Raw genomic sequence first — 25,411 nt, 5'->3', positions numbered from 1 at the left:
GCCGCCGCGGCGTGCCCGTCGGCACCGCCCGAGCAGGGCGCCGCGCCGGAGTGGACGCTGCCCGGGGCGACCGGCAGCGTGGCGGTCACCGGGTCCACCGACGCGGCGGCACCGCTCATCACCGTGACCGCACCGTTCAGCGTGGGTGAAACCCAGGTGCAGACCCTGCAGGCGGGCGACGGCCCGGTCGTCGCGGACACCGCATCGGTGTCGGTCTGCTACATGGGCGTCAACGGCCGGGACGGCTCGGTGTTCGACAGCAGCTACGTGGGGGGTCCCCCGGTCGAGTTCTCGCTCGACGGTGTCGTGGCCGGCTTCCAGAAGGCCATCGCCGGGCAGAAGGTCGGTTCCACCGTCGGTGTCGCGATGACCTCGGCCGACGGCTATCCCGACGGCCAGCCCAGCGCCGGGATCGAGAAGGGCGACACGCTCGTCTTCGCGATCAAGATCCTCGACGCCTCGAGCTGAGCCGACTCACGTCAGGCTGATCAGCAGCACACCGGCCAGCACCACACCGGCCGCGATCGCCCGGCGCGCCCCCATCTTCTCGTCGAGGAACCACGCGCCGATCAACGCGCCGAACACGATGCTCGTTTCCCGCAGAGCCGCGATGGGCGCCAGCGCACCGCTGGTCTGCGCCCACAACACGATCGTGTAGGCGGTCAGCGAGATCACGCCGCCGGCGGCGCCGGACGCCGCCGACATGCGCACCGACCGCGACAGCCCGGCGCGTCGCCGCCGGATGAGCGCGATGACGGCGATCGGCGGGCCCTGCAGGAGGAACATCCACCCGGTGTAGGACCACAGTGGCGCCTGCATTACGCCCACACCGTCGACCACGGTGTACGCGGCGATCATCAGGCCCGTGAGCATCGCCACCGCCAGCGCGGGCAGCTCCCGCCGTCCCGGCCGCCCGCCGACCAGGACGAGGGCGATGAGACCGGCCGACACCGCCAGCACGCCGAGAAGTTGGCCGATCGGCAGATCGTGGCCGAGAACCACGATCGACACCAGCGCGACCACCCACGGCGACGTGCCGCGGGCCAGCGGGTACATCTGGCTGAACTCGCCGAGTTGGTAGCTGGCGAGCAGCAGCAGGTTGTAGACGACGTGCAGTGCCGCAGAGGCGACGATGAACGGCCAGGCGCCGGCCGGGGGCAGGCCGCCGACCGCCGCCATCGCCGCCCCGCCCACCGCATCCACCACGCCGATCAACGCGAAGCCGACCAGCCGGTCACTGGCGCCATGCGCCAGTGAGTTCCAGACCGCGTGCAACAGCGCCGAGAACAGCACGGCGAGGGCGATGGTGAGTGTCATCGGACGACGGTCGCCGGTCGGCCCGCCGAAGCAGGTGTGTGCGGTTGGGTGCCTGTGCGCATCATGGACCTCCTCGGCGGGGCGCGGCGCACCGCCGGAGATCCTCCAGGCTTTTGTCCGTTCAGATGACCGCGACTCGTCGGGAGTCGCGGTGGCGTCGCTCGGACCAGGCACGCGCAGGCGTCGGAACCCTAGACGCTGTCGTCGTCGAACGTAGCACCGTCACTTCACGCCGTCGCGCTGGATGAGCGCCCGCCGAGCGGCCATGATGGGTCTCGTGGAGGCGACGCGCGTGGACCGATGGCTGTGGTCGGTGCGGTTGACGAAGACCAGACCGGACGCCGCCGCGGCCTGCCGCGGTGGCCACGTCCGCGTCAACGACCGGATCGCCAAACCGTCGACGATGCTCTCCCCCGGTGACCAGATCCGCGTCCGGATGGCCGACACCACGCGGATCGTCGAGGTGCTGCGGGTGATCCACAAGAGGGTCGGTGCGGCCGAAGCGGTGACGTGTTACCTGGACCGGACACCGGCGCGGCCCGCGGAGCCGGTCATCGCGGTGGCGGTCCGTGACCGCGGGGCGGGGCGCCCGACCAAACGGGACCGACGGCTACTCGACAAGTGGCGCGCGGGCCTCGGTTAGCTCAGAGCGCGCGCCGCGGTGCGCATCAGCATCAGGAACCCCAGCTTGACCAGCGGCGCATACATCGCCGTCAGCGCGCCGGCGAACACCGGTGACTCGAGCCGAATCCTGGTCTCCCACTCAATCTCTGTTCCGCCGGGCACCTCCCGGAAGGTCATCGATCCGCCCCCGTGCTGTATCGGCGGGATCGAGCTCAGCGCCTGATAACTCATGAAATGCGGCCGCTCGAATCCGGTGACCAGTTCGGTCACCTTCGAACCGGAGGAGGCGAACTCCCGGATCGAGCCGACGCCGTACGGCTCGGGGCCGTCGACGGGACGGACCCGGGCGTAGAACATTCCCGGGATCGCCGCCCAGTTCCGTCCGTCGGCGAGCCAGTCGAACACCTCGCCGATCGGCGCCGCGATGAAATGGCGCGCGCTCACCACCCGCAATCTTCTGCTCCCTCCATCACTAACGCCGCACCGACCCGGGCGGCATGTCGACGCCGATCTCATCGCAGATCGGCGGGATGATGATCAGCGATCCACGCGGGCTGCAGAAGGGCGTACCCGGCGGCAGCGGCGGCGGCGGAGGTGCCGGATACAGCGGTGGCGGCGGCGTGGCCGGATGCGGCGCGCCGGACCAGGGATAGATGGTCCAGGTGGTGACGTCGACGATGCCCTCGGAGTTCCAGTACCAGTCATGGCAGACGTTGCGGTCCCACGTCAGCACCTGGCCGCCCGGTATGGCCGGATCGCCGGGACACCAGTGCGTGCAGGTCTGCCCCACCGGGCAGTTCCCGCCCTGATAGCTGGGGCCCTGAGCGGCTGACGTGCCCGCGCCCAGCGCGAAGCCGGTCAACGCCACTCCGCCGGACACCGCGGCCGCCGTCACGAACCGTGTGAGTCGGTTCAAGGTCGGATCCTCTCGTAGGGCACCGCCCCCATGGCGCTGCTCATGCCCCGAGTACACGGCGCGCGGCCGGCTACCGATCCCAACATCCCTCAGTGTGAGCGACCGGCAGCGCAACTTCCCGATGTTTGAGCCCGCCCGTGGTGGACAATGACCAGCGTCAGCGTCCGCCAGTTCGATCGTGCGATCCCGCCGCAAGCCGAAGGAAGTCCCATGGTCCGATCATTCGCAGCCCTGGTCATCGCCGCATCCGCCGGGCTGGCCTTCGCACCGCCCGCGGCCGCCGGCGAGGCCGACTTCCTGCGCCTGCAGGACAAGTTCCCGTTTCTGTCCCAGGCGCAGCTGCTCACCACGGGCTATCAGGCGTGCCAGGCCTCCCGCAACGGCGTCGGCTCGGCCACCATCGTCAGCCTGGTCCAGAAGGAACTCGACCCCCTCGGCGTCACCGTGGGTTCCGCGACGGACATCGTCTCCACCGCCATCGTCCAGCTCGACTGCTGAGTCGCCGCGGTCAAGAGCGCTGACGCGTGCCCGAGGGTGACACCGTGTACGCACTGGCGCAACGACTCGACCGCGCGCTGCGTGGTCGCACGCTGACTCACGGCGAGCTACGGGTGCCGAGTCACGCTACGGACGACCTCACCGGCAGGACCGTGCAGGCCCACGTCACGCACGGCAAGCACCTTCTCACCCGGCTGTCGGGCGACCTCACCCTGCACACCCACCTGCGGATGTCGGGATCGTGGACCATCTCCCCGACCGGGCGCTGGTTGCCGCGCGCGGCCATGCCCGACGTCCGGGTCGTGCTGCGCACCGACGGGCCGGCCGCCTACGGCGTGAAGCTGCCTGTGGTCGAGTTGCTGCGCACCCGCGACGAATCCGACGTCCTTGGACACCTCGGCCCCGACCCGCTGCGCGACGATTGGGACCTCGAGGAAGCCGCGCGCCGCATCGCGGCCGAACCGGACCGCCCGCTCGTCGCCGCCCTGCTCGACCAGCGCTGCGTGGCGGGCTTCGGCAACCTGTGGGCCAACGAGCTGTGCTTCCTGCGCGGCCACAGCCCGTGGACGCCGGTGCGACTCGTGGACCTGCCGGCCCTGCTGGACCTCGGCGCTCGGGCGCTTCGACACTCGGCCACCGTGCCGGGCGCGATGCAGGTGACGACGGGGGTACGTCGCAAGGGTGAGCAGCACTGGGTGGCCGGTCGCGCCGGCCGGCCGTGCCTGCGCTGCGGGACCACGGTACGGGTGGTCGCCGAGGTGCCCGACGATCCGGAACGGCGACGCACCTGGTGGTGTCCGCACTGTCAGCCGGGCCCGGCCGGGCCGCCGCCGTGACAGTGCGGAACACCCAAGCCGAAAAGCGGGTATCTCCCCCTCCATGGCGGAGTACACCGATCCCGAATTACGGGAGCGCATCAAAGAAGAGATCAAGGCCTCGGACAAGGGCGGCAAGAAGGGGCAGTGGTCGGCACGCAAGAGTCAGCTGCTGACCCAGGAGTACGAGCGGCAGGGCGGCGGCTACCGAGGCCCGAAAGACGACCGGCAGAAGTCTCTGGAGCAGTGGGGCAAGGAGGACTGGCAGACGAAGGACGGCGGCGCGCGCGCCCGCGGCAACCGTGGTGAGACGAAGCGGTACCTGCCGAAGAAGGCATGGGATCAGCTCTCCGAGGCAGAGAAGAAAGCCACCGACAGCAAGAAGCGCAGCGCGTCGGCATCCGGCAGGCAGCACGTGCCGAACACCAAGGCCGCCAAGGGCGCACGCGCGGTCGGTCGGCTCGACGAGCTGCCGGTCGCCCAAGCCGTCAAGCTCGTCGGCGAACTCGACAAGCGCCAGCTCACCTCCGCCCTGCAGCGCGAGCGCGACGGCAAGGCCCGCAAGACGCTGATCGAGCGGCTGGAGGCGGAGCTCTCCCGACGCTGATCCCGGCGGCGCCTCGGCGGCCGGGTTAATCTCCGACGGGCGCACTGCGCGGTGCGTGATCGGCGGAGAGGAGCGGGCATGCCGGCGAACAGGGCCACCGGGTGACGCGTTTCGTCCACCCGCTGAGCCTGCTGGCGGTGATCGCGGTCCCGATCGTCGGCTGGTTCTTCGAGGACTGGTCCGGACCCACCACGCTGGCCGTCTACTGGTTCGAGAACGTCGCGATGTGCGCGTTCATCGTGGCCCGGATCATGTTGCACCGGCGGTGGTCTCCACGCAGCGGTCACTTCAGGTACGTGGCGCCGAGCGCGGACCGGCGCAGTTCACGCAACACCTCCTCGTTCCTCACCGGCTTCGCCGTCACCGGTTTCGCGTTCTGCGCGGCGCACGCGGTGTTCCTCGCGGCGATCTTGTTCCTGCTCAACCGCAACGGCGAGGGCCGCCTCGCCGACGTCGACTGGCGCAGCGTCGGATTCGGATGTCTGAGCGTGCTCGCCTTCCTCGCGCTCGACTTCTTCGCCGACCTGTTCAGCCTGCGCAGGTGGTCGTTCTGGCAGCTCGAACAGACCGCCCAGCGCGGGCTGAGCCGCGTCGTCGTCGTCCACCTCACCCTGATCTTCGGATTCATCGGCATCGCCCTGACCGACTCGCCCAGCGCGTTCTTCGGAGTCTTCGTCGTCCTCAAGACGCTCGCATCGCTGAGCGCCGTGCTGCCCCAGTATGAGCCCAAGACGCCGCCGAAATGGTTCAGCAACATCATGAACCGCGTCCCCAACGTCCGCCCGGGCGAGCGATTCGAGGACTTCTGGGCCGAGGACCGCGCCGACGAAGCGGAGCGGCGCGAACGCAACGAGCGCCCGTGGACCGCACGGCGACGCTAGTCCTGTGACGAGTCATCGGGTGCAGGGACGGGGGTCTCCCACCGTGCCCGGCGCTGCGCGTCGGTCTGCTCCCACCACGGTGTGCCCCGCTCCCCCAATGCAACCTTGGCCGCGTGCACACCCGCACGCACCGCCGATTCCCGATCGGTTCCGCGGGCCTGGCGCACCTTCCGCCGCCACGCCATCAGGATGCGGGTGAGCTCGGCCCGCCGCTCCTCGGGGATCGCCGGATCGGTCGCCCGCCACTTGCGTCCGTCGACGACGATGTGGTGCCCGTCGGCGGTTCTCGGCGGATCACTCATCGGTGCGACCGGTCAGTCGAGGCAGAACTCATTGCCCTCGGGATCGGCCATGATGATGTGGCCGCCCTGCAGCGGGGGCGCGGGTTCATGCCGGCCCAGCCGGGTGGCGCCGAGGGCCTGCAGTCGCTCGCGCTCGTGCTCCAAAGCGGTCATCCGCTCGTCCCCGCTCAATCCGGGCGCCACGCGCACATCGAGATGCACCCGGTTCTTGGCGGCCTTGCCCTCCGGCACGCGCTGGAAGTAGATGCGCGGCCCGCGGCCATCCGGGTCGACGAGCGCCGAGGCATCGTTGCGCCGGTCGGGCGGCACGCCCATCGCCTCGAGCGCGTCGTCCCACGTGTCGAACCCCTCCGGAGGCGGCTGAACGACGAAACCCAGCACCTCCGCCCAGAACCCGGCGAGCGCAGCCGGATCGGCGCAGTCGAACGTCACCTGGAGCTCGCGGCCCATCCCGGCATTCTATCGACCGTGGCCGCCGACGTCCGAAAGTCGCAATGTGTGACGAACGCCTGACGTGCCGCATGGTCTCGGCGCCGCGGGGTACATCGGCACCATGCAAGATCTGGCGCAGAAATTCGTCAACGCACTGGACAGGCTGCACCGGGACCGCGACGTCGATCCACTGGTGGACCTGTTCGGCGACGACGCGACGTTGAACAAGGCCGGCCTGCCGCACGGGCAGCGCGGCAAGGACGGCGCCCGGGCGTTCTGGCAGCAGTACCGCGACGTCTTCGGCGACATCGACGCGGCGTTCCGGCACCGGGTCACCGACGACGACGTGACGTTCCTGGAGTGGACCTCGGAGGGCACCCTGCGGGACGGAACGGAGTTCCGCTACGACGGGGTGAGCGTGCTGGAGGCGAAGGACGGCAGCATCACCGCGTTCCGCACGTACTACGACACGGCCGCGTTCCTCGACACCGACCTGGCCAGCGCGGTCGGCACCCCGAAACGCGGATAGTCAGAACGCGTACCGGATCTGGCAGTCCGGCAGCGTCGTGGCGATCAGGTCAGTGAGCTGCTGCACCCAGCGGCCCTTCCACGGCGTCTTGTACCGGACGTTCCACTGGCCGCTCTGGCTCCGCTTGAGCTGCTGCAGGTCCGGCCGCCACAGCAGGTCCTCACCCTTGGGGTGCCAGCCCATGTTGACCTCGTGCAGGCCCTCGTTGTGGGTGAGGAAGATGATCTCCGCGGCGAGTTGCCGCTTCGTGCGTTCGTTGGTGCCGTCGGCGATCTGCTCGAGCAGTTCCGCCCAGTCGGCCAGCCAGTTCTCGTGCACGATCACCGGGCTGAAATTGAGGTGCACCTCGTAGCCCGCGTCGACGAAGTCGTCCAGTGCGGTGATGCGGTCGGCGATCTTCGACGTGCGGACGTCGACGGTGCGTGACGTGTCCGCGGGCATCAGGCTGAACCGCACCCGGGTGCCGCCACGCGGGTCGTAGTCGAGCAGGTCCCGGTTGACGAGTTTCGTCGCGAAGCTCGCCTTGGCATTCGGGACACGGGCGAACAGCTCGACGAGGTCGCGGACGTTGTCGGACACCATCGCATCGACAGAGCAGTCGCTGTTCTCACCGATGTCGTACACCCAGTCGACGGGGTCGCACTGATCGGGCTCCGGCTTTGCGCCCTGGCGTGCCGCGTGCCGCTCGAGGTAGCCGGTGATCTTCTCGATGTTGGCGAACACCGTGATCGGATTGGCATAGCCCTTCCGTCGAGGCACGTAGCAGTAGGAGCACGCCATGGCGCAGCCGTTGGCGGTGGACGGCGCGATCCAGTCACTCGACCGTTCGTTGCGGCGCGCTGCCAGGCTCTTCTTCTCGCCGAGCACCAGCACCTCGCGCTTGATGCGCACCCAGTCCTCGACGTTGCCCTCGTTGCCGTACAGGCCGGGGATAGCCTGGTGCGACGGAACCTCGATGAGTTCGGCACCGGCGTACCGGTCGAGCACCTGTCGGGCGCGCGGGAACCGGTCGATACCCGGCTCGTGGTAGATCCGCTTGATGTCGAGGAGGCGGTCGGCCAGATCGGCCGGGGTCCGGCGGGCCGCTGCCTCGTCGTGAAGCGACGACGTCATGCCTGCCTCAACGTGGTGCGGCGCCCGGGCGTTCCGTGATCGCCGTCGTTGGGCAGGATCGGGACTGTGACATCCATCCCGGCGGCGATCCCGCCGACCGTTCCGGCGCTCCTGCGGCGCAGCGTGCGTGAACACGGCTCCCACCCCTACCTCGTCACCCCCACCGACCGACTCACCTACGACGACGCCGACCGGCGGTCCGCCCACATCGCGCGACGGCTGCTGCGCGGCGGTGTCGGCAAGGGCGCCCGCGTCGGGCTGTTCTTCCCCAACGGCGCCGAGTGGGTCGTCTGGTGGCTCGCACTGTCCCGGATCGGTGCGGTCGTGGTGCCGCTGAGCACGATGTACGCGCCGGCCGAGATCGCGAAGGTGTTGCGGCTGGCCGACGTCGGGCTGTTGGTGGCGCCGCCCCGGGTCCTCACCACCGACACCTCGGAGCGCCTGGAAGCCGCGCTGCCGGGGTTGGCCGCGCAGCGCGACGGCGATGTCGAGGTGGCCGTTGCGCCGTATCTGCGCCGCGTCGTGCTGACCGGGCTCGTTGATCGCGCATGGGCGACCGTGTGGGACGACGACTCCGCGGACGGGGTGGCGCCGGAGATCCTGGCCGCCGTCGAGGCCGAGGTGTCGCCCGCCGACCTGGCCATCATGGTGCACACCTCCGGGTCCACGGCGGACCCCAAGGGCGTACTGCACACCCACGGCACGCTGGCCCGGCAGACCTCGACCTGGCCCGCCGCGGTCGGGGCCATCTCACGGTCCTCCGGCCCGCCGCGCATCCTCTGCGCCATGCCGTTCTTCTGGATCGGCGGCGTGCTCGCGGCGGCGGGGGCGTTGCACGAACCGACCACGGTGCTCACGCTGCCGCGGCTCGACGCGGGCGCGGCGCTCGACCTCGTCGAGCGGGAACGGGCCACCGGTGTGGTGGGCTGGCCGGCGTTCACCCAGCGGCTGCGCGAGCACCCCAGCTTCGCCCGCCGCGACCTGAGTAGTGCGCCCATGCTGCGCGACGGTCCGCTCGACATCGCGATGACCGACGTGCCGGATGGATACCCGGTGCACCGCACCATGTCCGAGACCGCGGGCGGCTTCGTCTTCACCGACATCGCGGTCGTCGACGACGACGGCGTTCCGGTATCCGACGGGACCACCGGGGAACTGCTGGTCCGCGGTGTCGGGGTGATGGCGGGCTACAACAAGAAGGAGCGGTGGGAGACCTTCGACCGGGACGGCTGGTACCACACCGGTGACCGGGTCTACCGCAGGACCGGCGACCCGCGGCTGTTCTACGTCGGCCGCACCGGTGACCTCATCAAGGCCGCGGGCGCCAACGTGGCCCCTTTGGAGGTCGAGGCGGTGATCGAGTCGTCGGCCGACGTGGCGCAGTGCGTGGTGGTCGGAGTTGAGCACCCGGACCGCGGCGAGGAGGTGTGCGCGGTCGTCGTACCGGCGCACGCGGCGGGCCCGACAGACTTCGCCGCCCTCGCTGCGTACGCGCGCAACCACCTGTCGGCGTACAAGGTCCCCACCCGGTGGGCGTCGGCCACGAGTGACCGCATCCCGACGCTGGCCAGCGGCAAGCTGGACCGCCGGGCCCTGCGGACGATGATCGCCGACGGCGCGCTGGAGTCGGCACACCTGCGCACCTAGTGTTCAGCCATGGCATTCGTCACCTACGAGCTGGACGATCACGTCGCGACCATCACGATGGACCGCCCCGAAGCGCGCAACGCCATCAACGGTGCGCTGCGCAGTGACCTCAACGCGGCTTGGGACAGGTTTCGCGACGACGAGGACGCCTGGGTCGCGATCCTGACTGCCAACGGCGACGTGCACTGCGCCGGTGGCGACCTGAAGGACAGCGAGGGCGTGGTGGGCACCTTCGGCGGAACCTTCTGGGAGAAGCCGACCATCAACTCCTTCGAGAGCGGCATGGAACTGTTCAAGCCGACCATCGCCGCGGTGCACGGCCCGTGCATCGGGTACGGACTGACGGGAGTCCTGTTCTGCGACTTCGTGATCGCGAGCACCGAGGCCACCTTCTCCTATCCCGAGGTGGCGATCGGCGTCCCGACGATCGTCGGGGCCATCCGGCTGCCCCAGCGCGTCGGATGGGCCAACGCGATGGAACTGCTGCTGACCGGCAAGCCGATGAGCGCGCAACGCGCGAAGGAGATCGGCCTGGTGTGGAAACTGGTGGAACCCGATGTGCTGCAACAGGAGGCCCGTGACTGGGCACGGACGCTGACCGAGGCGGCGCCCCTGGCTCAGCGGGCCACCAAGGAGGTCGCCTGGCGGTCCGCGGACATGGGCTGGATCGAGTCGGTCCGGTTCGGCGAGACGATGCGCAAGGTGGCAGGCGCCACCGAGGATGCGGCCGAAGGCCCGAGGGCATGGCTCGAGAAGCGCAAACCCACCTGGCGCGGCCGTTGACCGCTCATGGTCTTGGATGTCGCCGCAGGCGGGTATCCCCCGCGGGTGACCGATGAAGTGCTCGATCTGCTCCTGGAACTCGAACGGGCCGGCTGGGATTCGCTGTGCAACAGCACCGGGTCCGAGTTCTACGCCGGGGTCATGTTGCCTGACGCCGTCTACACGCGCACCGACGCCGGCTGGAAACTCGCGCTCTACCAGCAGACCCAGATCCCCGGCTGACCGGCGTCGCCGTCACCCGCCGGTCAGCGCCTCCGCGAGCTGTTCGCAGATGGCGGTCCAGCCGCTGTGGAAGTTGTCGTACTCGTGCGGCGGCAGCATCGCGTGCTCGATGGCCATCACCGTCTGCTCGTCTCCGGCCGGCGTGAACGTCACCTCGACCACGCTGCTGACCGTTGGATCCGGCCAGTCGGAGTTGCTCCACGACAGCCGCAGCAGGCGCGGGCGCTCGATGGCGAGGAAGCGCCCGGTGATGAGCACGAGGGTGCCCGCGTTGTCGACGTCGAAGCGGAACCGGCCGTCGACGCGTGGGTCGATGAACACGTGGATGCACCGGTCCGGGCGCGGACACATCCACTCCGCCAAAGACTCCGGGTCCAGCCACTGGTCGAACACGACGTCTGGTGGTGCGGGCATCACGCGCTGTACCCGCACGACCGGCGCTTCGGTCATCGTGCCTGCCCTTTCCGGCGCAGGCGGTCCTGCAGCGCGTCGGCGCGTGCGGTCCAGAAGTCTGTCTGCTGGTCGAGCCACCGCTGTGCCAGCGTGAGCCCGTCGGGACGCAGCGACACCCAGTGCTCGCGGCCGCGGACCTCGCGTTGCACCAGGCCTGCCGACTCCAGCACGCCGATGTGCCGCGATACTCCGGCGAACGTCATCGGCAGTGGCGCCGCGAGATCGGTGATCCGCGCATCGCCCCCGCGCAGCGTCTCCAGGAGACGGCGGCGGGTGGGGTCCGCCAGCGCACCGTAGGTGCGGTCGAGCACCTGATCTTCAACCATTTTGTTGACTATAGCGGGCGCCTGTGTTGTGGTGGATCCGGAATGTTCAACTGATTTGTATAACGTCCGGCGTGTTCGCCAACGGCCGACGCCGTGATGGAGAGGGGACGGGCGATGCACACGCCTCCGGTGGTGTCCGCGCAGGAGTGGGAAGCTGCTCTGCAGCAGATGCTGGTCAAAGAGAAGGAGCTGACCCGGGCGAAGGACGCGCTCGCCGCGCAGCGCCGCAGGATGCCGTGGATGGCGGTGGACAGGGACTACGTCTTCGACGGGCCCGACGGCGAGGTGAGCCTGCTCGATCTCTTCGACGGGCGGCGCCAGTTGATCGTCTATCGTGCGTTCGTCGATCCCGGCCTGCACGGGTGGCCCGACCACGGCTGCGTCGGCTGCTCCCTGATGGCCGACCACATCGGCAACCTCGCGCACCTCAACGCCCGCGACACCACGCTGGTGTACGTGTCACGCGGCTCTCAGGCCGACATCGCCCGCATCAAGGCCCGGATGGGCTGGGACATCCCCTGGTACACCATCATCGCCGAACCGGACAGCGGCTTCGACGTCGACTTCGGGGTGCATGAGTGGCACGGCACCAACGCCTTCATCCGCGCCGGTGACACCGGCGAACGGGTGTTCCGCACCTACTTCATCAGCGACCGTGGCGACGAAGCCTTCGTCAACACCTGGAGCTTCCTCGACATGACGGCGCTGGGTCGCCAGGAGACGTGGGAGGACTCGCCGCAGGGGTATCCGCAGAGCCCGGCCCATGAATGGTGGAGCTGGCACGACGAGTACGGCCGTCGCGAGCCGTCGCGGTGGTTCGGCGAGCCCGATCCCGACGATCCGAAGGACATCCGCCCCGCGCGTGAGCCGCAGGCCTGCGCCCACTGCGCCCCGTCGAATCCGTGACCGGCATCCCAGCGGGAACACCGCTGCCCCCGCCCGTCGACCGTGCCGTTTTCGAGGCGGAACTGGCCGAACTGCGGGTCCGGGAGAAGGCGCACATCCGGCAGGGCGACGCGATCGCCGCGGCGCGCCGCCGGCTGCCGATGGTCGAGGTGGACGCCGGACTCGAGATCGCGGGCCCGGACGGTCCCCTCACGCTCCGCGACGCCTTCGACGGACGCACCCAGCTCGTCGCCTACTACTTCATGTGGAACCCCGGGCGGCCGGCTCCCGAGCAGTGCGAGGGCTGCACCTGGGTGACCACGCAGGTCACGGAGCTGTCATACCTGCACTCGCGCGACATCACCTACGCCGTGTTCTGTCAGGGACCGCTCGACGAGAGTCTGCGCTATCGCGAGTTCATGGGCTGGGATGTGCCGTGGTACTCCGCCCTGCCGTCCCTGGACCGGCTGCTCGTCGGGCGGCAGGCCGGAATGATGCACATCGTCTGCTACGTACGCGACGGTGACCGGTTGTTCGAGACCTACTGGACCACACTGCGCGGTGTCGAGGCGATGGACTACAGCCTCGCGCTGATGGACCTCACCGTATACGGGCGGCAGGAGCCCTGGGAGGACTCGCCTTCCGGCTGGCCGCAACCCTGGCAGGTCGACGGCTCCAACACGCGCAGCGACGGCCGGCCGATCCCGCAATGGTCCCGCATCGAAGCGGGACGGTCCGACGATCTCGGTGTGGGCCGCTGACGGCCTGATTCGTGCAGTCCGCCTCGGTCCGCGCGGCTTACGATCGACCCATGCGGCCAGGTCGAATCCGCGCGGGCGTGGTGGGTACCGCGGCCGCCGTGGTGGTGGGCTGCGCGGGTTGCGCCCCCGCCGTCGAGGAAGCCGGTCCGCCGCCGGTGGATCCGCTGACGAGCATGCTGCTCAGCGAGACGGAGGTCAACGCGATCGTCGCGCCGGCGGTGCTGACGACGACGTTCACCTACCGCTCGCTGTTCGAACTCCGCGAGGGCAAGGCCTACGCCCCCGCCGAATGCCTTGCCGTCGAGGCCAACACGATGACCGAGGTGTACGACGGCAGCGGATTCGGTGCGGTGCGTGGTGCGGTGCTGGACGCCGACGACGAGTCCGCCGACCTGGACCAGGGAGTGATCGAGTTCGAAACCCCGTCCGCCGCACGCGCTTTCGTCGACCGGACGGTGGCCACCTGGCAGCGCTGCGCGGGCGGGGTGCTGACCGTCACCGACGAGGACCCGGAGCCGTGGCTGCTGTCGATGGATGAACCGCAGCGCGACGACGGCGTCGAACTGGTCCGGGTCCGGTCCGACACCGGTTACGTCAGCACCCACGCGATGCGGGTCGTCGGCGATGTGGTGGTCGACGTCCGCGCGTCCCACGGGGGTGTCAGCGAGCACGCCGTGGCGCTGGTGAACGCCATCTCGGGGCGCAGCAGCCTATGAGGTGACCGCTCGGGCGGTGGCGGTCCAGCCGTACGGGTTGGTGCGCACTTCGATCTCCTCGAAGCCCGCCGCCGCCAGCCTGGACGCCAGCGTGTCCGGGTCCACCGGGTTGTAGGTGTCGCCCTCGTGGTGGGCCTCGAGTTCGTCGCTGGCGAGGCTGTCGCTTGCGACCAGTGCCGCCCCCGGGGCGAGCACCCGCGCGACCTCGGCGAACAGCCGGTCCTGCAGTTCCGTCGTCGGAACGTGGTGCAGCATGGTGAAACACGCCGCGCCGGTGAACCGGTCTTCCGCGTAGGGCAGCGCGGTGGCGTCGCCGTGCACGATGTCCACCGAGGGCGCCCCGGAGTAGCGCTCGGTGAGCATCGCGGCAAGGTCGGCGTCGATCTCCACCGCCGTCACGCGGCCCACAGTCCGGCTGAGCACGTCGGTGGTCGCCCCGTAGCCGGGTCCGACCTCCAGGACGTCGTCACCGAGATCGGTGCTGCCGAGGGCCCACGGCAGGATGACGTCCCGGATCATCTGCCGCCACTCGTCACTGCCGCAGCGCTCGTGTGCCTCGTTCACGCGCTCACCCCTGCCCGATCGGTGTGCCCGTCGCAGAGTGTGACACACGGGCGCCTGCTGCGGCCGGCGGTGGTGTTTCGGCGATCGGCGGTGTCGCGTGACTGCAGTAGCGTCGAAGACGTGAATGCCGAACACAATCCGGTCGTCGTGCCCGGGCCGCCCGAGGCCGCCGCCCCGCCGCCGGCCCCGCCCGCAGCGCGGCCGCACCGCTGGGGCATCGGCGCGTACCTGGTGGTGGTGACCACCTACGTGGCGGTCGGGCTCCTGTTGCTGCTGGTGCTGGGGGGTGGCGGGGCGTCGGTGGGGAAGATCGCGACGGTCCTGGTGGTGCCCACCGTCTGCGCCGCCGGACTCGCGGTGCTGATCACGAGGTGGCGGGGCAACGGGCCGCGCATCGACCTGCGGCTGCACTGGACGTGGCGCGGTCTCGGATGGGGTGCGCTGTTCGGATTCGGCGGGCTGTTCATCACGCTGCCCGCCGCGGCGCTCTATCTGTCGATCGTGGGACCCGAGGCGAACTCCGCGGTGGGCGCGGTATTCGGGGACATCCGGACGTCATGGGCCTGGGCGGTGGCCATCTTCCTCTGCGTGGTGCTGGTGGCGCCGGTGTGCGAGGAGATCGTGTACCGCGGGCTGCTGTGGGGTGCGATCGACTGGCGCTGGGGCCGGTGGGTCGCCTTCGCGGTGACGACCGTGCTGTTCGCGGTGGCCCACCTCGAGTTGACCAGGACGCCACTGCTTCTCATCGTCGCGATTCCGCTCGGCCTGGCCCGGCTGTACACCGGAAGCCTGGTCGCCAGCATCGCCGCCCACTCGGTCACCAACCTGCTGCCCGGTCTCGTCATCATGCTCACGCTGGTCGGCCGCATGCCCACCCCTTGACGCGCCGGCCGACTCCGTGAGCGCACCCACCGGTCCGATCCCGGTGCCCTCTGTGGTCGACGCCATCGCCGCGGGCAGGCCGGTGGCCGCGGTGTGGGTGAACGAACTCGGCGGCGTCACCTTCCAGGTCGGCACCGGCGAGCGCCGGGAATTCGTCAAGACCGCGCCCGCGGGCAGACCGCACCTGCTGGCCGCCGAGGCCGAGAGGATGCGCTGGGCGGTCGACTTCACGCCGGTCCCCCGCCTGATCGCCGCCGGCGACGGCTGGCTGCACACTGCGGGCATGCCGGGACGCTCGGCGGTGGACCCGCGCTGGCTCGCCGCGCCGCGAACGGCGGTCCGCGCCATCGGTTCCGGTCTGCGGCGCCTGCACGACACCCTGCCCGTCGCCGGGTGTCCCTTCGACTGGTCGGTGCCGACGCGGCTGCGGCGAGAGGTGCCGGCCCAGGCCCGCGCGACCGTGGGCGAGGCGCCGCCCGTCGACCGGATGGTGGTCTGCCACGGCGACGCGTGCGCGCCGAACACCCTGATCGGCGACGACGGTGCGTTCAGTGGGCACGTCGACCTCGGCGACCTCGGAGTCGCCGACCGGTGGGCCGACATCGCCGTCGCTCTGCTGTCGCTGTCGTGGAACTTCGGCCCCGCCGACTGGGAGGACGAGCTCCTCGCGGCCTACGGCGTGCAGCGCGATGCGGTGCGGATCGACTACTACCAGCGCCTGTGGCAGGCCGGCGACGCCTGACCCCCGGTCAGGCGATGAAGCGTCCGAGGTAGGGCATCATGTTGGCGGTGCGGACCGGCGTCACGGCCACCGCCGGATCGGTCGCCTCCAGCATCTGCCCGTTGCCCAGGTACATCGCCACGCTCTGGGTTCCGTTAGGACCGTAGAAGAGCAGATCGCCCGGCAGCGCCTGCGCAGGCGCGACCTTCGCCGCCGCCAGGAACTGGTCACCCGACGAGCGCGGGATCTTCACGCCGACACCGGCGAACGCATAGAGCATCAGGCCCGACGCGTCGAAGCCGGCGACGGTGGCGGTGGGGTCGAACGCCAGGACGGCGGGGTCGGCATCCTTGCGCGCAGCCTTGCTGGTCGGACCGGTCGCGTCACCGCCGCCGTAGACGAACGGCACCCCGCGCTGTGCCAGAGCGCGGGCGATCACGTAGTCGATGGCCTGCTGATGCGCCGTCGAGCGGGTGTAGGGATCGGCCGAGGCGTGGCCCGCGGTCACCAGCAGCATGGCCACACCGATCACAACGGCATAGATACGCCTCATTCGAAATCCACTCCCTGAGCCAAGAGAACTGCCGCGTCGCATCGACGCGTCGGTTGACATCTGTCACCACAGTCACTTCTACAACTCGCGGCGGCCGGAATGCCAACTGGGCGGGCGTCTCGGCGAAGGAGATGCCGTACCGATACCGAACAGTGATCGCGGGGCTGGTCAGACGCCTTTCGGGCGGGCGCCCCAATGCGCCGAACGTGCGGCCACTGCGAGAATCGAGGCGATTCTTCGCAGTGACCGCACGTTCGGCGGACGAGGTGGGTTCTAGGCGGACTTCAGCGCGGCGAGGGCGGCGTCGTAGTCGGGTTCGGTGCCGATCTCGGGCACCAGCTCGGCGTAGGCCACCTTCTGGTCGGCGCCGATCACCACGACGGCGCGCGCGAGCAGACCGGCCATCGGTCCGTCGGCGATCGTGATGCCGAAGTCTTCGCCGAAGCTGTCGCGGAACGCCGACGCCGTCTTGACGTTCTCGATGTCCTCGGCGCCGCAGAACCGCTTCTGGGCGAACGGCAGGTCCTTCGACACGCAGAGCACCGAGACGCCGCCGGACGCGGCGCGCTCGTTGAACGTCCGCACGCTGGTGGCGCACACGGGGGTGTCGACCGACGGGAAGATGTTGAGCAGGACGGGCGTGTCGCGGAAGTCGTCGCTCGTCACCGCGCCGAGATCGGTTCCGGTGAGGGTGAACTGCGGTGCCGCTGAACCGACGGCGGGCAGCTCCCCTACCGTATTGATCGGATTTCCACGCAACGTTATCTGTGCCATGACCCCAGTCTGCCAAGGTGCGACCGTCGATCGGGAGCCAGGGTGCGCGGGCCCGCGGCGCTCAGGTCCAGTACAGGACGCGGGCGGCGGGCAGTACCTCGGCCAGCTCCGCCTCGAACCAGGCCCGCATCTCCGCCATGGCGTCCTTGGGATAGACGTACTTGGCGGAGCCGAACTTGCCGAACTTGCGGGTGCGGCCCGATTCGTCCATGTCCAGCTTGGTGCGCGGATACCACCCCAGCAGCACGTCCTTGCTCGACGCGGTGAACCTGTGGGTGATGCACTCGACGGTGAGGCCGGGATCCGGGACGTCGGCGAGCGCGGCGGCGACGTCGCGCAGCAGCGCCGCATAACCGTCGCGCCACTGCGGCGTGGCCATGATCGGGGCAATCGTCAGTCCGACGGGGTAGCCGGCCAGCGCCAGCGTGCGCATCGCCGCGAGCCGGCGCGCCAGCGGTGCGGTGCCGCCCTCGAAGCGGCGGGCGACATCGTCGGCGTTGACCGAGAACCGCACGCGGGTGCGCCCGTCGTGTGGCAGGCCGGTGAGCACGGCGACGTTGTCGAACTTGGTGGTGAAGCGCAGCCCCACCGGGCCCGCCCAGTCGCGGGTGCCGACATGGGCGATCGTCGTCGACAGCGAGCCGGTGAGGTGCTCCAGCGCGAGCGGATCGGTGTAGCAGGAGGCTTCAAACGTGGTGCCCTCGGCTGAGCGTGCTTCGGAGGCCGAGGTGATCGTGCCCTGGCCGACATGCTCGTCCATCGCTGCGAGGATCTCGGGCAGGTTCGCGTAGACGCGGGTGATCGGCGGACCCGACAGCGATCCGGCGAGGTAGCAGTACTGGCAGTGCGCCGGGCAGCCCTCGGCGAGGTCGATGCGCCAGTCGGCGCTCGGCGGGATGGGCTGCAGCCGGCGCTTGCTGGGTGGCGCGACCACGACGGCGAGTGTGCGCTTGGCCAATGCGTAGGCCGCCCGGTCGTTCTCGGCGCGCACCGGCGGCAGCCGATCACCGGACAGCACCGTGATGTCGGTGACGCCCGCGGTGTCACATCGCTCGACGATGGCGGCCCCGTGCGGAGTCTCCGACGCCGAGCGTGTCACCAGGACACGCTGAGGAGTCCACAGCGTCGGGGTGGCGGGGGCATGGTCGGCGGGGATGCTGGCTGTCGTCATGTGTCCGGTTCAACGCCGTGGACGAGGGGCGAATTTCCCGCTCACGGCGCCGCGGTTGTGGGAATGGTCACGGGCTCACGCGCGGCGAGGTACGGCCTGGCCAGGGCGAGCGCCGTACCCGTCGCGGCGATGAGGACGTAGACCGGCAGCAGGTGGATGAAACTGGTGTACCCGATCGAGAAGTGGATCACCAGCACGGGCAGGGTGCCGAACGCGCACCCGACCAGCAACCCCCACCACACCCAGGTCTCGCCGCGCCGCCAGCCCCACATGCTGATCAGCAGGACGGCCAGACCGGCGCCGATCAGCGCGCCGCCGAAGCCGGCCCTGTCGTGGGCGATGAACGACAACAGTTGCGGGCCCGCCGAATCGAGTGTGTGCGCATCGGTGTCCATGAAGGTCAGGTCGGTCGGCACGAACACCGACGTGAGACCGACGGTCGAGATGACGCCGCCCGCGACCACCAGGCCCCCGCCAACCCCGATCATCAGTAGCTGTCCCCACAACGCCCGGCGCCGTTCGGATTCGGCGCCCTCGGTCGGGGCGCGCCACGACGGCGGCGGGACCTCGCGCCACACCGCGAGAAGGAGCATCGGGAACAACACGATCACGACGAGTGTGTGCAGGGGCTCGAGGAAGCCGGTTCCGAGGAAGTAGAAGTACGTCAGGAACGTCACGAGACCCGAGACCAGCAGCGCGTTGCGGGCCCACCGGCGTCCCAGCCGCATCCCGCCCCACGCGAGCCCCAGGTAGAGCACGCCGATTCCGATCATGTTGCCGGCCATGGTGATCCGGTCGTGCTGCAGGAAGCCCACGAGATGATGGTTGACGGCGTGCAGGTCGGCGACCGACGCGCCGAGGTGGTCGCGGTCGTACCACAGCAGCACCGGCCCGAGCGCGATCAGTGCCGCGCCCGCGCCGGCGACGATCATTCCGAGGCCGACGAGGACGCCCCACAGCCAGCCCGGCCAGCGGCGCGGGTCGGTCGGTACGTCCCGCAGCGCCGGCGGCGGCGGTGACGTCGCCGTGGCCGCCTCGATCACCCGGTGGAACCAGCCGGGCCCGGCGGCGAGCAGCACCGCCGGAGTAGCGAGCACCGTCGAACCCCGCCCCAGCGCGTCGACGGCGCCGGTGATCCCTGGGTCGTCAAGCCGGATCGTCGCCTGGTCCTCCCCCACGGTGACGTCGTCGGCGTAGGGGGCGGCGGCGCGCGCGGTGGCGTCGTCGGTGGCGACGGCGACGACGCGGCAGGTCCGTCCCGCGGTGGCGGCACGAAGGCGGTCGATGTCCGCGGCGCCCACCGGGCCGATCTCCACGATCCCCGCACCCTGCACCGGCAGGACGGTGACGGCGTCGCGGGCGACGGACAGCGGCACCGACGCGCCGAAGCGGCCCGCCCACTCCGGCGGCGACTGCGGGTGGTCGAACATCCGCGGGATCCAGCGCCGGCCGCCGGCGAAGCGGATCAGTGTTGCGAGCAGGCGTAGCGCCATCACCCGGGTCCGGTGCTCACCGAGCACGGCGCCGGCGACGGGACTCAACGGGTGGTAGGTCCAATCGGGCACCACCCGATCGTCGCACGGTCGAGGGCCATGGCCCGGCGGCGAATCCGCCGCCGAGTCACCGCGCTCCTCGCTCCGCGCTGGTTTACTTCACCCATGTTCCGCATCGACGGGCTCAACGGGGAAAGCATCGTGGTCGACGGCAACTGGGTCGAGAAACTCAGGACGGGATCGTCACGTGGCCGCAACCCGGCCGACCAGTACTCCGACACCCGGGTCGACGAGATCACCCGCCGCAAGAAGCTGTTCGGCCGCGAGAAGGAGGACCTGCTGCAGGTGACGGTCAGCGTCGGCACCTTCTACTCGCTGCTGGTGCCGGCCGAGCGGCGCGCCGAGGTGGACGCCCTGATCGCCGAACTCGAACAGGCCAGGACCCGGGCGAAGGGTTGACCTCCGCCGTCTGAGGGTAGAGCGCGGGCATGGTTGCCGACGGTTCGTACGACGTCCTTGTCATCGGCGGCGGCAACGCGGGCATCAGCGCCGCGGCCCGCCTGATCCGGCAGGGCGTCGAAGACGTCGCCGTCATCGAACCGCAGCAGGTGCACACCTACCGTCCGCTGCTGTCCTACGTCGGCGGCGGCCAGGCCGCCCTGCAGAGTGCCGAACGGACCCAGCGGTCGGTCACCCCCCGCGGCTGCGACTGGATCCGCGACTCGGCCGTCGCGGTGGACGCCGCACAGGGCGTCGTGGAGTGCGCCTCCGGGAGGCGCTACGGGTACCGGGACCTGATCCTGGGACCGGGGCTGGTTCCCGACACCGACGCCCTGCCCGGGGTGGACGCCGCGATGGCCACGTCCTCGGTGGCCAGCAACTACCTGAACCAGGCCGAGGAGACGTGGCGACTGGTGCAGGAAATCGCCCCGCACGGCCGGGCCGTCTTCACGGTGCCCCGGCCCCCGGTGAGTTGCACCGGCACCACCCTCAAGCCGCTGTTCCTGGCGGCCGCGCACTGGCACAAGACCTCGCGACCGGTCGACATCACGTTGGTGATCGACCGGCGCCGCCTGCTCGGCGTGCCGGACCTCGACGACCGGCTGCTCGGCCGCTGCCACGAACTCGGCGTGCACGTCCTGCACGACACCGCGGTCACCGCCGTCGATCCAGGCGAGCAGCGAATCACCGTGGCGGACAACGTCGGATCGACCCGTGAGCTGCCCTACGACATGCTCCACCTCGTTCCGCCGTTCCGGGGGCCGCACTGGATCGAGGCCTCCGGCCTCGCCGGCCGGGCGCCGCACGGTCTCATCGACATCGATCCGCTGACCCTGCAGCACCGCGACCACGCCAACGTGTGGGCGGCAGGCGACGCGGCCGCCGTGGACACCGACCCCTCCGGCGGCGCACTGCGGCGCCAGATCGCGATCCTGGTGGACAACCTGCTCGCCGCCCGCGCCGGTAAGCGCCTGGACACCTATGACGGCTACACCGTCGCCCCGGTCACCACCTCGGCGCACCGCCTCATCCCCGGCGAGTTCGACCGCAGCGGCGCGATCACCTCGTCGCTGCCGTCGTTCATCGACCCGCTCGCCGCGCGGCGCAGCGCCTGGGCGTTCGACCGCTACGGACTGCCGCGCAGCTATTGGAACCTGATCCTCAAGGGGCGACTGTGAACACCCTGCTCCTACACTCGCGCCGGTGAAGGTGGTCGCCATCAACATCGCCCCGGGCCGCCGGCTGCCGATGCGTTCGGTCGATTCGGTTGTCGCCGAGGGAGGCCGCGGCCTGATCGGCGATCGCTATCACGGCACCCGGCACCGGCACGTCTCCATCCAGTCCCAGACGGCGCTCGACGCGGCCGCCCAGGACCTCGGTCACCCTTTCGGGCCGGCCGCGACACGACGCAACATCACCGTCGACGCCGGGGAGATCCCCACCGCCCCCGGCACCCTGCTGCGCATCGGCGATGTCGAACTCGAAGTGGTGCGGGTGGTGGCGCCGTGCCGGCTACTCGACGACGAGATCGGGCCCGGCGCCGCGGCGGCCCTGCGGAGACGTGCGGGCTCGGCGTGCCGGCTGCTGACGTCGGGCACCATCCGCCTCGGCGACGCCGTCGTTTTCGCGCACTGACCGGCCGTCGCGGCGGCCTACTCTGACGGGATGACCGGTCGAGCCACCACCAGGGCGATGCGGGTGTGGTGGACGCTGGCCGCCGTGACCGCCGTGCTGACCGTCGGCGCCGCCGCGCTTCTGGTCCCCGATCGCGTGGCACGGTTCGCCGGGCCGGAACCGTTCCCGGCGATCGACCGCTCGGCGCTGTCGGACGTGCAGGTGCGCATCGTCGAGATCCTGCAGGCGCAGTTCGAGACCCAGCCGGAGGGCGAGGTGTACGCGGGCGGCGTGACCGAGCCCTGGTGCGCCGACTTCGTCAGCTGGGTGATGAAGGAGGCGGGTGTCGGGTTGGTCAATCCGCACTCGGGCGGCTGGCGCATTCCCGGGGTGTACACGCTGCAGGAGTTCTATCAGTCGACGGGCCGGTTCGAGGGGCCGGAGCACCGGCCGACGCCCGGTGACGTGGCGATCTACGCCGACGGCAGCCCGCTCGGCCTGCACACCAACGTGGTGGTCGCGGCCAACGGCGCGAGCATGACCACGGTGGGCGGCAATGAGGAAGGCGCGGTCCGGGTGCGGACGGTCGACATCGGCCCGGGCCTGCGGCTGCTCGGGTACGGCCGTCTCGTCTGAGCGGTCGCTGCTGCGAGGATGGTCGTCGTGACGAACCCCACCATCGGCGCGTCGGATCCGCACTCCTGGTCGGCGAGCTTGTGGCGCGAGATCGCGCCGACCTTCGACGCCATCCTCAGCCATCCATTCCTGATCGGCCTCACCGACGGCAGCCTCGACGCCGGCGTGTTCGCCGAGTACGTGGCGCAGGACGTCCACTATCTGCGTGACTACGCCCGCGCACTGGCAATCGTCGGCGCGAAGGCGCCGACGCTGACCGACACGGCGATGTTCAGCAGGCACGCCGCAGAGGTTTTCGACGTCGAGCTGGAACTGCACAGCGCGCTGCTGCCCGAGCTCGGCCTCGACGCCGCCGCCCTTGCCGGTGTCACCGCGAGCCCGACGACCGTCGCCTACACCAGCTATCTCATCGCCACCGCGTACGGCGGGACCTTCGCCGACGGGCTGGCCGCGGTGCTGCCGTGCTACTGGATCTACGCCGAAGTCGGTGCCGCACTTGCCGACCGGGGTTCGGCGGATCCTCGCTACCAACGCTGGATCGACAGCTACGGCGGGGAGGAGTTCGCCGCGACAGTCAGGCAGGTGCTCGACCTCACCGACCGGATCGGGCCGGCACTCACCGCCGAGGACGAAGCCGTCGCCCGCGCACACTTCGCCACCACCGCCCGCTACGAGTGGATGTTCTTCGACGCCGCCCACCGCAGGCAGGTGTGGCCGGTCTGACCTGCCGGAATGCGCCGGGTTCGCGGGAGGGGTAGAACGGCGGGACATGAACGTCGTGCTGATCACCGGGTATCTGGCCGGATGGGTGCTGACCACCTTCCTGCTGCTGCGCCCGGACGTCGCCCGCGACCCGCAACACCGGACCGTGCTCAACCTCGTCGGGGTGGCCTGCGCCATCGCGCTTGCCGCGGTCTGGCCGCTGTCGGGATGGCTGCTGCCGATGATCCGGGCCGCGCTGCGCGAACAGGAATGAGCTACACCGGTGTGGTGTCGCGGCTGCGTCGACGGTGCACCACGACTCCGGCGCCCACGATGAACAACGCCGACACTGTCGACAACAGGATCGCCTGCTGCTGACCGGGATCGAACGCCATCAGCACGAGCACCGCGATGATGCACACGATCACAACGGCCGTCAGATACGGGAACAGCCACATCCGCAATGGCAGCTCTTCGCCCTCCGCGCGCATCCGCCTGCCCAGCACGAACTGACTCGCCGCGATGGCCAGGTAGATGAACAAGGCCACCGCGCCGCTGGTCGCCAGCAGATAGGCGAAGATCTTCTCCGGCAACAGATAGTTGCCGATCACCGTGAGGAATCCGACGAACGTCGACGCCAGTACCGCGACCCACGGCGCGCCGTTGCCGGCGACTCTGCGCACCACCTGTGGTGCGTCGCGGCGATCGGCCAGTGAGAACAGCATCCGGGACGCGGTGTACAGGGCCGAGTTCAGGCACGACGCCACCGCGGTGAGGATCACCAGATCCATGATCAGCTTCGATCCCGGGATGCCGATGGCCTCCAGCGTCGACTGGTAGGAGCCGTCTTCGAGTTGGTCGTAGGGCATGAGGGCGACGATCACGAAGATCGACCCGAGGTAGAACAGCGAGATCCGCCAGATCACCGAGTTGACCGCCTTGCTGATGCCCTTCGACGGGTTCGGCGACTCGGCGGCCGCGATCGTGACGATCTCGGTGCCCATGAAGGAGAACATGGTGATCAACATGCCGGCGATCACCGCGCCGAAACCGTTGGGCATGAAGCCGTCCGGCTCCCACAGCTGCTGGACGCCGCTCACCTGCGAGTCGGGGATGACGCCGAAGATGGCGGCCAGGCCGATCCCGATGAACGCGACGATGGCGACGACCTTGATCAGGGCGAACCAGAATTCGAACTCACCGTAGTTGCCTACGCTGGCGAGATTGGTGACAGTCAGCAGCAGCGTGACCGCGAGCGCCCAGAACCACTGGGCGCCACCGACGAGGTTGGACAGGATCTCCGCGGCGGCCGTCGCCTCCACCGGGATCACCAGCACCCAGAACCACCAGTACAGCCAGCCGACGGAGAATCCCGCCCAGCCGCCGAACGCCCGGTCGGAGTACACCGAGAAGGACCCGGTGTCGGGATTGGCGGTGGCCATCTCCCCGAGCATCCGCATCACCAGCACCACCAGCGTGCCGGCCAGGAAATACGAGATCAGGACCGCAGGCCCGGCCTCCTTGATCGCATTGGCCGATCCGACGAAGAGCCCGGCGCCGATGACCCCGGCGATCGAGATCATGGTGATGTGCCGTGACTTGAGGCTCGTGCCGAGGCCGTTGGCCGTCGTGGTCTGCTCACTCATCACACCGCCGCCTTTCGGGGAGGGATGCCCGGCGTGCCGTCCCCACGACGGCAGACCGACAGTCTGCCCGAATCGCTTTTCCGCGAAACGTCAGCTCCCGATGGCGCGACGCAACCGGTCGCGCCACCAGGCGACGCGGGCGGGATCGGTGATCGCGAACCGCTCGAGAAGCGCGCGGTCGGGTGCCGCGGGCATCGGCGCCACCGGCAGGTGGCCGTCGACCGGGATGAGGCTGCGCCCGCCGACGATGTCGCCGCCGCGCAGCAGGCCGGTGCCGAGGCCGCACGCGAACCGCAGCTGCGGCAGCACGCCCGCCAGCGCCAGCCC

The 25,411-nt window shown here is 70.0% G+C and carries 35 protein-coding genes and 1 pseudogene; 21 read left to right on the top strand and 15 right to left on the bottom strand.

Annotated elements, in window-relative coordinates; translation table 11 throughout:
• On the top strand, nucleotides 1-468 hold a 468-nt coding region (locus H7I41_RS13960), incomplete at its 5' end, for an FKBP-type peptidyl-prolyl cis-trans isomerase (protein ID WP_264013190.1).
• Nucleotides 469-474: 6 nt separating this feature from the next.
• Here the strand turns inward: H7I41_RS13960 and H7I41_RS13955 are convergent.
• Nucleotides 475-1,317 (bottom strand): EamA family transporter, encoded by an 843-nt coding sequence (locus tag H7I41_RS13955; protein ID WP_264013189.1) that lies wholly within the window; start codon nucleotides 1,315-1,317, stop codon nucleotides 475-477.
• 268 nt (nucleotides 1,318-1,585) lie between these two features.
• On the opposite strand from H7I41_RS13955, the gene H7I41_RS13950 reads away from it, so the two are divergent.
• Entirely contained in the window at nucleotides 1,586-1,960 is a 375-nt protein-coding gene (locus H7I41_RS13950) for an Hsp15 family ribosome-associated heat shock protein (protein ID WP_264013192.1), read from the top strand.
• On the opposite strand, the gene H7I41_RS13945 is transcribed toward H7I41_RS13950, so the two are convergent.
• Nucleotides 1,957-2,385, bottom strand: a complete 429-nt coding sequence (locus H7I41_RS13945) for an SRPBCC family protein (protein WP_264013188.1) — start codon at nucleotides 2,383-2,385, stop codon at nucleotides 1,957-1,959. The genes H7I41_RS13950 and H7I41_RS13945 overlap by 4 nt on opposite strands.
• 28 nt (nucleotides 2,386-2,413) lie before the next feature.
• Nucleotides 2,414-2,857, bottom strand: a complete 444-nt coding sequence (locus H7I41_RS13940) for a hypothetical protein (RefSeq protein ID WP_264013187.1) — start codon at nucleotides 2,855-2,857, stop codon at nucleotides 2,414-2,416.
• A 210-nt stretch (nucleotides 2,858-3,067) separates the two neighbouring features.
• Between H7I41_RS13940 and H7I41_RS13935 the strand changes: the two genes are divergently transcribed.
• The 4 genes from H7I41_RS13935 (at nucleotide 3,068) to H7I41_RS13920 (ending at nucleotide 5,658) form a co-directional block, all read left to right on the top strand.
• On the top strand, nucleotides 3,068-3,355 hold the full coding sequence (locus H7I41_RS13935; RefSeq protein WP_264013186.1) for a DUF732 domain-containing protein: 288 nt from the start codon (nucleotides 3,068-3,070) through the stop codon (nucleotides 3,353-3,355).
• 26 nt (nucleotides 3,356-3,381) lie between these two features.
• A complete protein-coding gene (locus H7I41_RS13930) occupies nucleotides 3,382-4,191 on the top strand; it encodes a DNA-formamidopyrimidine glycosylase family protein (protein WP_264013185.1) in 810 nt (269 codons plus the stop codon).
• Nucleotides 4,192-4,234: 43 nt separating this feature from the next.
• Entirely contained in the window at nucleotides 4,235-4,777 is a 543-nt protein-coding gene (locus tag H7I41_RS13925) for a hypothetical protein (RefSeq protein WP_264013184.1), read from the top strand.
• A gap of 101 nt (nucleotides 4,778-4,878) precedes the next feature.
• Nucleotides 4,879-5,658 carry a DUF6498-containing protein gene (locus H7I41_RS13920; RefSeq protein WP_264013183.1) on the top strand — a complete coding sequence of 260 codons (780 nt, stop codon included), beginning with the start codon at nucleotides 4,879-4,881 and terminating at the stop codon, nucleotides 5,656-5,658.
• Here H7I41_RS13920 and H7I41_RS13915 read toward each other — a convergent pair.
• Entirely contained in the window at nucleotides 5,655-5,960 is a 306-nt protein-coding gene (locus H7I41_RS13915; protein ID WP_264013182.1) for a hypothetical protein, read from the bottom strand. The genes H7I41_RS13920 and H7I41_RS13915 overlap by 4 nt on opposite strands.
• Nucleotides 5,961-5,972: 12 nt before the next feature.
• On the bottom strand, nucleotides 5,973-6,410 hold the full coding sequence (locus H7I41_RS13910; RefSeq protein ID WP_264013181.1) for a VOC family protein: 438 nt from the start codon (nucleotides 6,408-6,410) through the stop codon (nucleotides 5,973-5,975).
• Nucleotides 6,411-6,513: 103 nt separating this feature from the next.
• Here H7I41_RS13910 and H7I41_RS13905 point away from each other — a divergent pair, with 103 nt between their 5' ends.
• Nucleotides 6,514-6,921 carry a nuclear transport factor 2 family protein gene (locus H7I41_RS13905; RefSeq protein ID WP_264013180.1) on the top strand — a complete coding sequence of 136 codons (408 nt, stop codon included), beginning with the start codon at nucleotides 6,514-6,516 and terminating at the stop codon, nucleotides 6,919-6,921.
• Here H7I41_RS13905 and H7I41_RS13900 read toward each other — a convergent pair whose 3' ends face one another.
• Nucleotides 6,922-8,034, bottom strand: a complete 1,113-nt coding sequence (locus H7I41_RS13900) for a spore photoproduct lyase family protein (protein ID WP_264013179.1) — start codon at nucleotides 8,032-8,034, stop codon at nucleotides 6,922-6,924.
• A 66-nt stretch (nucleotides 8,035-8,100) separates the two neighbouring features.
• Between H7I41_RS13900 and H7I41_RS13895 the strand changes: the two genes are divergently transcribed.
• Genes H7I41_RS13895 through H7I41_RS13885 form a run of 3 tightly spaced genes read left to right on the top strand, consistent with a single transcriptional unit; the run spans nucleotide 8,101 to nucleotide 10,686 of the window.
• Nucleotides 8,101-9,681, top strand: a complete 1,581-nt coding sequence (locus H7I41_RS13895) for a class I adenylate-forming enzyme family protein (RefSeq protein ID WP_264013178.1) — start codon at nucleotides 8,101-8,103, stop codon at nucleotides 9,679-9,681.
• A gap of 9 nt (nucleotides 9,682-9,690) precedes the next feature.
• The gene (locus tag H7I41_RS13890) at nucleotides 9,691-10,464 is read left to right on the top strand and encodes an enoyl-CoA hydratase/isomerase family protein (RefSeq protein WP_264013177.1); all 774 of its coding nucleotides are present in this window, start codon (nucleotides 9,691-9,693) and stop codon (nucleotides 10,462-10,464) included.
• Nucleotides 10,465-10,509: 45 nt separating this feature from the next.
• Nucleotides 10,510-10,686: a hypothetical protein gene (locus tag H7I41_RS13885; protein WP_264013176.1), complete on the top strand. Its 177-nt coding sequence runs from the start codon at nucleotides 10,510-10,512 to the stop codon at nucleotides 10,684-10,686.
• Nucleotides 10,687-10,698: 12 nt separating this feature from the next.
• Here H7I41_RS13885 and H7I41_RS13880 read toward each other — a convergent pair whose 3' ends face one another.
• Together H7I41_RS13880 and H7I41_RS13875 are read right to left on the bottom strand one after the other, a co-directional pair.
• Entirely contained in the window at nucleotides 10,699-11,136 is a 438-nt protein-coding gene (locus tag H7I41_RS13880) for an SRPBCC family protein (protein ID WP_264013174.1), read from the bottom strand.
• Complete coding sequence (locus H7I41_RS13875; protein WP_264013173.1) at nucleotides 11,133-11,465, bottom strand: ArsR/SmtB family transcription factor; 333 nt, start codon at nucleotides 11,463-11,465, stop codon at nucleotides 11,133-11,135. The genes H7I41_RS13880 and H7I41_RS13875 overlap by 4 nt, the downstream gene beginning before the upstream one ends.
• A 114-nt stretch (nucleotides 11,466-11,579) precedes the next feature.
• Here H7I41_RS13875 and H7I41_RS13870 point away from each other — a divergent pair, with 114 nt between their 5' ends.
• Genes H7I41_RS13870 through H7I41_RS13860 form a run of 3 tightly spaced genes read left to right on the top strand, consistent with a single transcriptional unit; the run spans nucleotide 11,580 to nucleotide 13,827 of the window.
• Nucleotides 11,580-12,371: a DUF899 domain-containing protein gene (locus H7I41_RS13870; RefSeq protein ID WP_264013172.1), complete on the top strand. Its 792-nt coding sequence runs from the start codon at nucleotides 11,580-11,582 to the stop codon at nucleotides 12,369-12,371.
• Nucleotides 12,368-13,111: a DUF899 family protein gene (locus H7I41_RS13865; RefSeq protein ID WP_264013171.1), complete on the top strand. Its 744-nt coding sequence runs from the start codon at nucleotides 12,368-12,370 to the stop codon at nucleotides 13,109-13,111. Before H7I41_RS13870 ends, H7I41_RS13865 begins: the two co-directional genes overlap by 4 nt.
• Before the next feature lie 50 nt (nucleotides 13,112-13,161).
• A complete protein-coding gene (locus tag H7I41_RS13860) occupies nucleotides 13,162-13,827 on the top strand; it encodes a sensor domain-containing protein (RefSeq protein WP_264013170.1) in 666 nt (221 codons plus the stop codon).
• On the opposite strand, the gene H7I41_RS13855 is transcribed toward H7I41_RS13860, so the two are convergent.
• Nucleotides 13,822-14,391, bottom strand: coding sequence for a class I SAM-dependent methyltransferase (locus tag H7I41_RS13855; protein ID WP_264013169.1), 570 nt, complete (start codon nucleotides 14,389-14,391; stop codon nucleotides 13,822-13,824). The two genes, H7I41_RS13860 and H7I41_RS13855, sit on opposite strands and share 6 nt — an antisense overlap.
• Nucleotides 14,392-14,538: 147 nt before the next feature.
• Here H7I41_RS13855 and H7I41_RS13850 point away from each other — a divergent pair, with 147 nt between their 5' ends.
• Nucleotides 14,539-15,273 carry a CPBP family intramembrane glutamic endopeptidase gene (locus H7I41_RS13850; protein WP_264013191.1) on the top strand — a complete coding sequence of 245 codons (735 nt, stop codon included), beginning with the start codon at nucleotides 14,539-14,541 and terminating at the stop codon, nucleotides 15,271-15,273.
• Nucleotides 15,274-15,289: 16 nt separating this feature from the next.
• Complete coding sequence (locus H7I41_RS13845) at nucleotides 15,290-16,015, top strand: aminoglycoside 3'-phosphotransferase (protein WP_264013168.1); 726 nt, start codon at nucleotides 15,290-15,292, stop codon at nucleotides 16,013-16,015.
• A gap of 7 nt (nucleotides 16,016-16,022) precedes the next feature.
• On the opposite strand, the gene ripD is transcribed toward H7I41_RS13845, so the two are convergent.
• The 4 genes from ripD to H7I41_RS13825 all read right to left on the bottom strand — a co-directional run bounded on the left by ripD (nucleotide 16,023) and on the right by H7I41_RS13825 (nucleotide 20,057).
• A complete protein-coding gene (ripD, locus tag H7I41_RS13840) occupies nucleotides 16,023-16,547 on the bottom strand; it encodes an NlpC/P60 family peptidoglycan-binding protein RipD (protein ID WP_264013167.1) in 525 nt (174 codons plus the stop codon).
• A 273-nt stretch (nucleotides 16,548-16,820) separates the two neighbouring features.
• Entirely contained in the window at nucleotides 16,821-17,321 is a 501-nt protein-coding gene (gene tpx / locus H7I41_RS13835) for a thiol peroxidase (protein WP_264013166.1), read from the bottom strand.
• Nucleotides 17,322-17,382: 61 nt separating this feature from the next.
• A complete protein-coding gene (locus H7I41_RS13830) occupies nucleotides 17,383-18,492 on the bottom strand; it encodes a spore photoproduct lyase family protein (protein WP_264013165.1) in 1,110 nt (369 codons plus the stop codon).
• A gap of 41 nt (nucleotides 18,493-18,533) precedes the next feature.
• Nucleotides 18,534-20,057, bottom strand: a complete 1,524-nt coding sequence (locus tag H7I41_RS13825) for a hypothetical protein (RefSeq protein WP_264013164.1) — start codon at nucleotides 20,055-20,057, stop codon at nucleotides 18,534-18,536.
• 93 nt (nucleotides 20,058-20,150) lie between these two features.
• Here H7I41_RS13825 and H7I41_RS13820 point away from each other — a divergent pair, with 93 nt between their 5' ends.
• The 6 genes from H7I41_RS13820 to H7I41_RS13795 are packed head-to-tail and all read left to right on the top strand — an operon-like array spanning nucleotide 20,151 to nucleotide 23,712.
• Nucleotides 20,151-20,444 carry a hypothetical protein gene (locus H7I41_RS13820; RefSeq protein WP_264013163.1) on the top strand — a complete coding sequence of 98 codons (294 nt, stop codon included), beginning with the start codon at nucleotides 20,151-20,153 and terminating at the stop codon, nucleotides 20,442-20,444.
• A 29-nt stretch (nucleotides 20,445-20,473) separates the two neighbouring features.
• Nucleotides 20,474-21,664 (top strand): NAD(P)/FAD-dependent oxidoreductase, encoded by a 1,191-nt coding sequence (locus H7I41_RS13815; protein WP_264013162.1) that lies wholly within the window; start codon nucleotides 20,474-20,476, stop codon nucleotides 21,662-21,664.
• A gap of 25 nt (nucleotides 21,665-21,689) precedes the next feature.
• On the top strand, nucleotides 21,690-22,121 hold the full coding sequence (locus H7I41_RS13810; protein ID WP_264013161.1) for an MOSC domain-containing protein: 432 nt from the start codon (nucleotides 21,690-21,692) through the stop codon (nucleotides 22,119-22,121).
• Nucleotides 22,122-22,151: 30 nt separating this feature from the next.
• Nucleotides 22,152-22,736: a CHAP domain-containing protein gene (locus H7I41_RS13805; RefSeq protein WP_264013160.1), complete on the top strand. Its 585-nt coding sequence runs from the start codon at nucleotides 22,152-22,154 to the stop codon at nucleotides 22,734-22,736.
• 27 nt (nucleotides 22,737-22,763) lie between these two features.
• A complete protein-coding gene (locus tag H7I41_RS13800) occupies nucleotides 22,764-23,459 on the top strand; it encodes a TenA family protein (RefSeq protein WP_372503743.1) in 696 nt (231 codons plus the stop codon).
• A 46-nt stretch (nucleotides 23,460-23,505) separates the two neighbouring features.
• Nucleotides 23,506-23,712 carry a hypothetical protein gene (locus H7I41_RS13795; RefSeq protein WP_264013158.1) on the top strand — a complete coding sequence of 69 codons (207 nt, stop codon included), beginning with the start codon at nucleotides 23,506-23,508 and terminating at the stop codon, nucleotides 23,710-23,712.
• A 1-nt stretch (nucleotide 23,713) separates the two neighbouring features.
• On the opposite strand, the gene H7I41_RS13790 is transcribed toward H7I41_RS13795, so the two are convergent.
• A complete protein-coding gene (locus tag H7I41_RS13790) occupies nucleotides 23,714-25,084 on the bottom strand; it encodes an amino acid permease (protein WP_264013157.1) in 1,371 nt (456 codons plus the stop codon).
• 90 nt (nucleotides 25,085-25,174) lie between these two features.
• A pseudogene (locus H7I41_RS13785) lies at nucleotides 25,175-25,411 on the bottom strand (O-succinylbenzoate synthase); the annotation flags it as partial.

The organism is [Mycobacterium] manitobense, assembly GCF_025821665.1.
GTDB lineage: Bacteria > Actinomycetota > Actinomycetes > Mycobacteriales > Mycobacteriaceae > Mycobacterium > Mycobacterium arseniciresistens.
Note: the sequence above shows the minus strand (reverse complement) of the source record. Positions and strands in the feature narration are given on the sequence as shown.

What these genes read in the sequence shown, in the direction of transcription:
- H7I41_RS13935 (WP_264013186.1), top strand. Translation starts at nt 3,068, where the DNA reads ATGGTCCGATCATTCGCAGCCCTGGTCATCGCCGCATCCGCCGGGCTG.
- H7I41_RS13870 (WP_264013172.1), top strand. Translation starts at nt 11,580, where the DNA reads ATGCACACGCCTCCGGTGGTGTCCGCGCAGGAGTGGGAAGCTGCTCTG.
- H7I41_RS13950 (WP_264013192.1), top strand. Translation starts at nt 1,586, where the DNA reads ATGGGTCTCGTGGAGGCGACGCGCGTGGACCGATGGCTGTGGTCGGTG.
- H7I41_RS13900 (WP_264013179.1), bottom strand. Translation starts at nt 8,034, where the DNA reads ATGACGTCGTCGCTTCACGACGAGGCAGCGGCCCGCCGGACCCCGGCC.
- H7I41_RS13820 (WP_264013163.1), top strand. Translation starts at nt 20,151, where the DNA reads ATGTTCCGCATCGACGGGCTCAACGGGGAAAGCATCGTGGTCGACGGC.
- H7I41_RS13815 (WP_264013162.1), top strand. Translation starts at nt 20,474, where the DNA reads ATGGTTGCCGACGGTTCGTACGACGTCCTTGTCATCGGCGGCGGCAAC.
- H7I41_RS13790 (WP_264013157.1), bottom strand. Translation starts at nt 25,084, where the DNA reads ATGAGTGAGCAGACCACGACGGCCAACGGCCTCGGCACGAGCCTCAAG.
- H7I41_RS13905 (WP_264013180.1), top strand. Translation starts at nt 6,514, where the DNA reads ATGCAAGATCTGGCGCAGAAATTCGTCAACGCACTGGACAGGCTGCAC.
- H7I41_RS13830 (WP_264013165.1), bottom strand. Translation starts at nt 18,492, where the DNA reads ATGACGACAGCCAGCATCCCCGCCGACCATGCCCCCGCCACCCCGACG.
- tpx (WP_264013166.1), bottom strand. Translation starts at nt 17,321, where the DNA reads ATGGCACAGATAACGTTGCGTGGAAATCCGATCAATACGGTAGGGGAG.
- H7I41_RS13805 (WP_264013160.1), top strand. Translation starts at nt 22,152, where the DNA reads ATGACCGGTCGAGCCACCACCAGGGCGATGCGGGTGTGGTGGACGCTG.
- H7I41_RS13875 (WP_264013173.1), bottom strand. Translation starts at nt 11,465, where the DNA reads ATGGTTGAAGATCAGGTGCTCGACCGCACCTACGGTGCGCTGGCGGAC.
- H7I41_RS13795 (WP_264013158.1), top strand. Translation starts at nt 23,506, where the DNA reads ATGAACGTCGTGCTGATCACCGGGTATCTGGCCGGATGGGTGCTGACC.
- H7I41_RS13860 (WP_264013170.1), top strand. Translation starts at nt 13,162, where the DNA reads ATGCGGCCAGGTCGAATCCGCGCGGGCGTGGTGGGTACCGCGGCCGCC.
- H7I41_RS13915 (WP_264013182.1), bottom strand. Translation starts at nt 5,960, where the DNA reads ATGAGTGATCCGCCGAGAACCGCCGACGGGCACCACATCGTCGTCGAC.
- H7I41_RS13955 (WP_264013189.1), bottom strand. Translation starts at nt 1,317, where the DNA reads ATGACACTCACCATCGCCCTCGCCGTGCTGTTCTCGGCGCTGTTGCAC.
- H7I41_RS13910 (WP_264013181.1), bottom strand. Translation starts at nt 6,410, where the DNA reads ATGGGCCGCGAGCTCCAGGTGACGTTCGACTGCGCCGATCCGGCTGCG.
- H7I41_RS13880 (WP_264013174.1), bottom strand. Translation starts at nt 11,136, where the DNA reads ATGACCGAAGCGCCGGTCGTGCGGGTACAGCGCGTGATGCCCGCACCA.
- H7I41_RS13925 (WP_264013184.1), top strand. Translation starts at nt 4,235, where the DNA reads ATGGCGGAGTACACCGATCCCGAATTACGGGAGCGCATCAAAGAAGAG.
- H7I41_RS13890 (WP_264013177.1), top strand. Translation starts at nt 9,691, where the DNA reads ATGGCATTCGTCACCTACGAGCTGGACGATCACGTCGCGACCATCACG.
- ripD (WP_264013167.1), bottom strand. Translation starts at nt 16,547, where the DNA reads ATGAGGCGTATCTATGCCGTTGTGATCGGTGTGGCCATGCTGCTGGTG.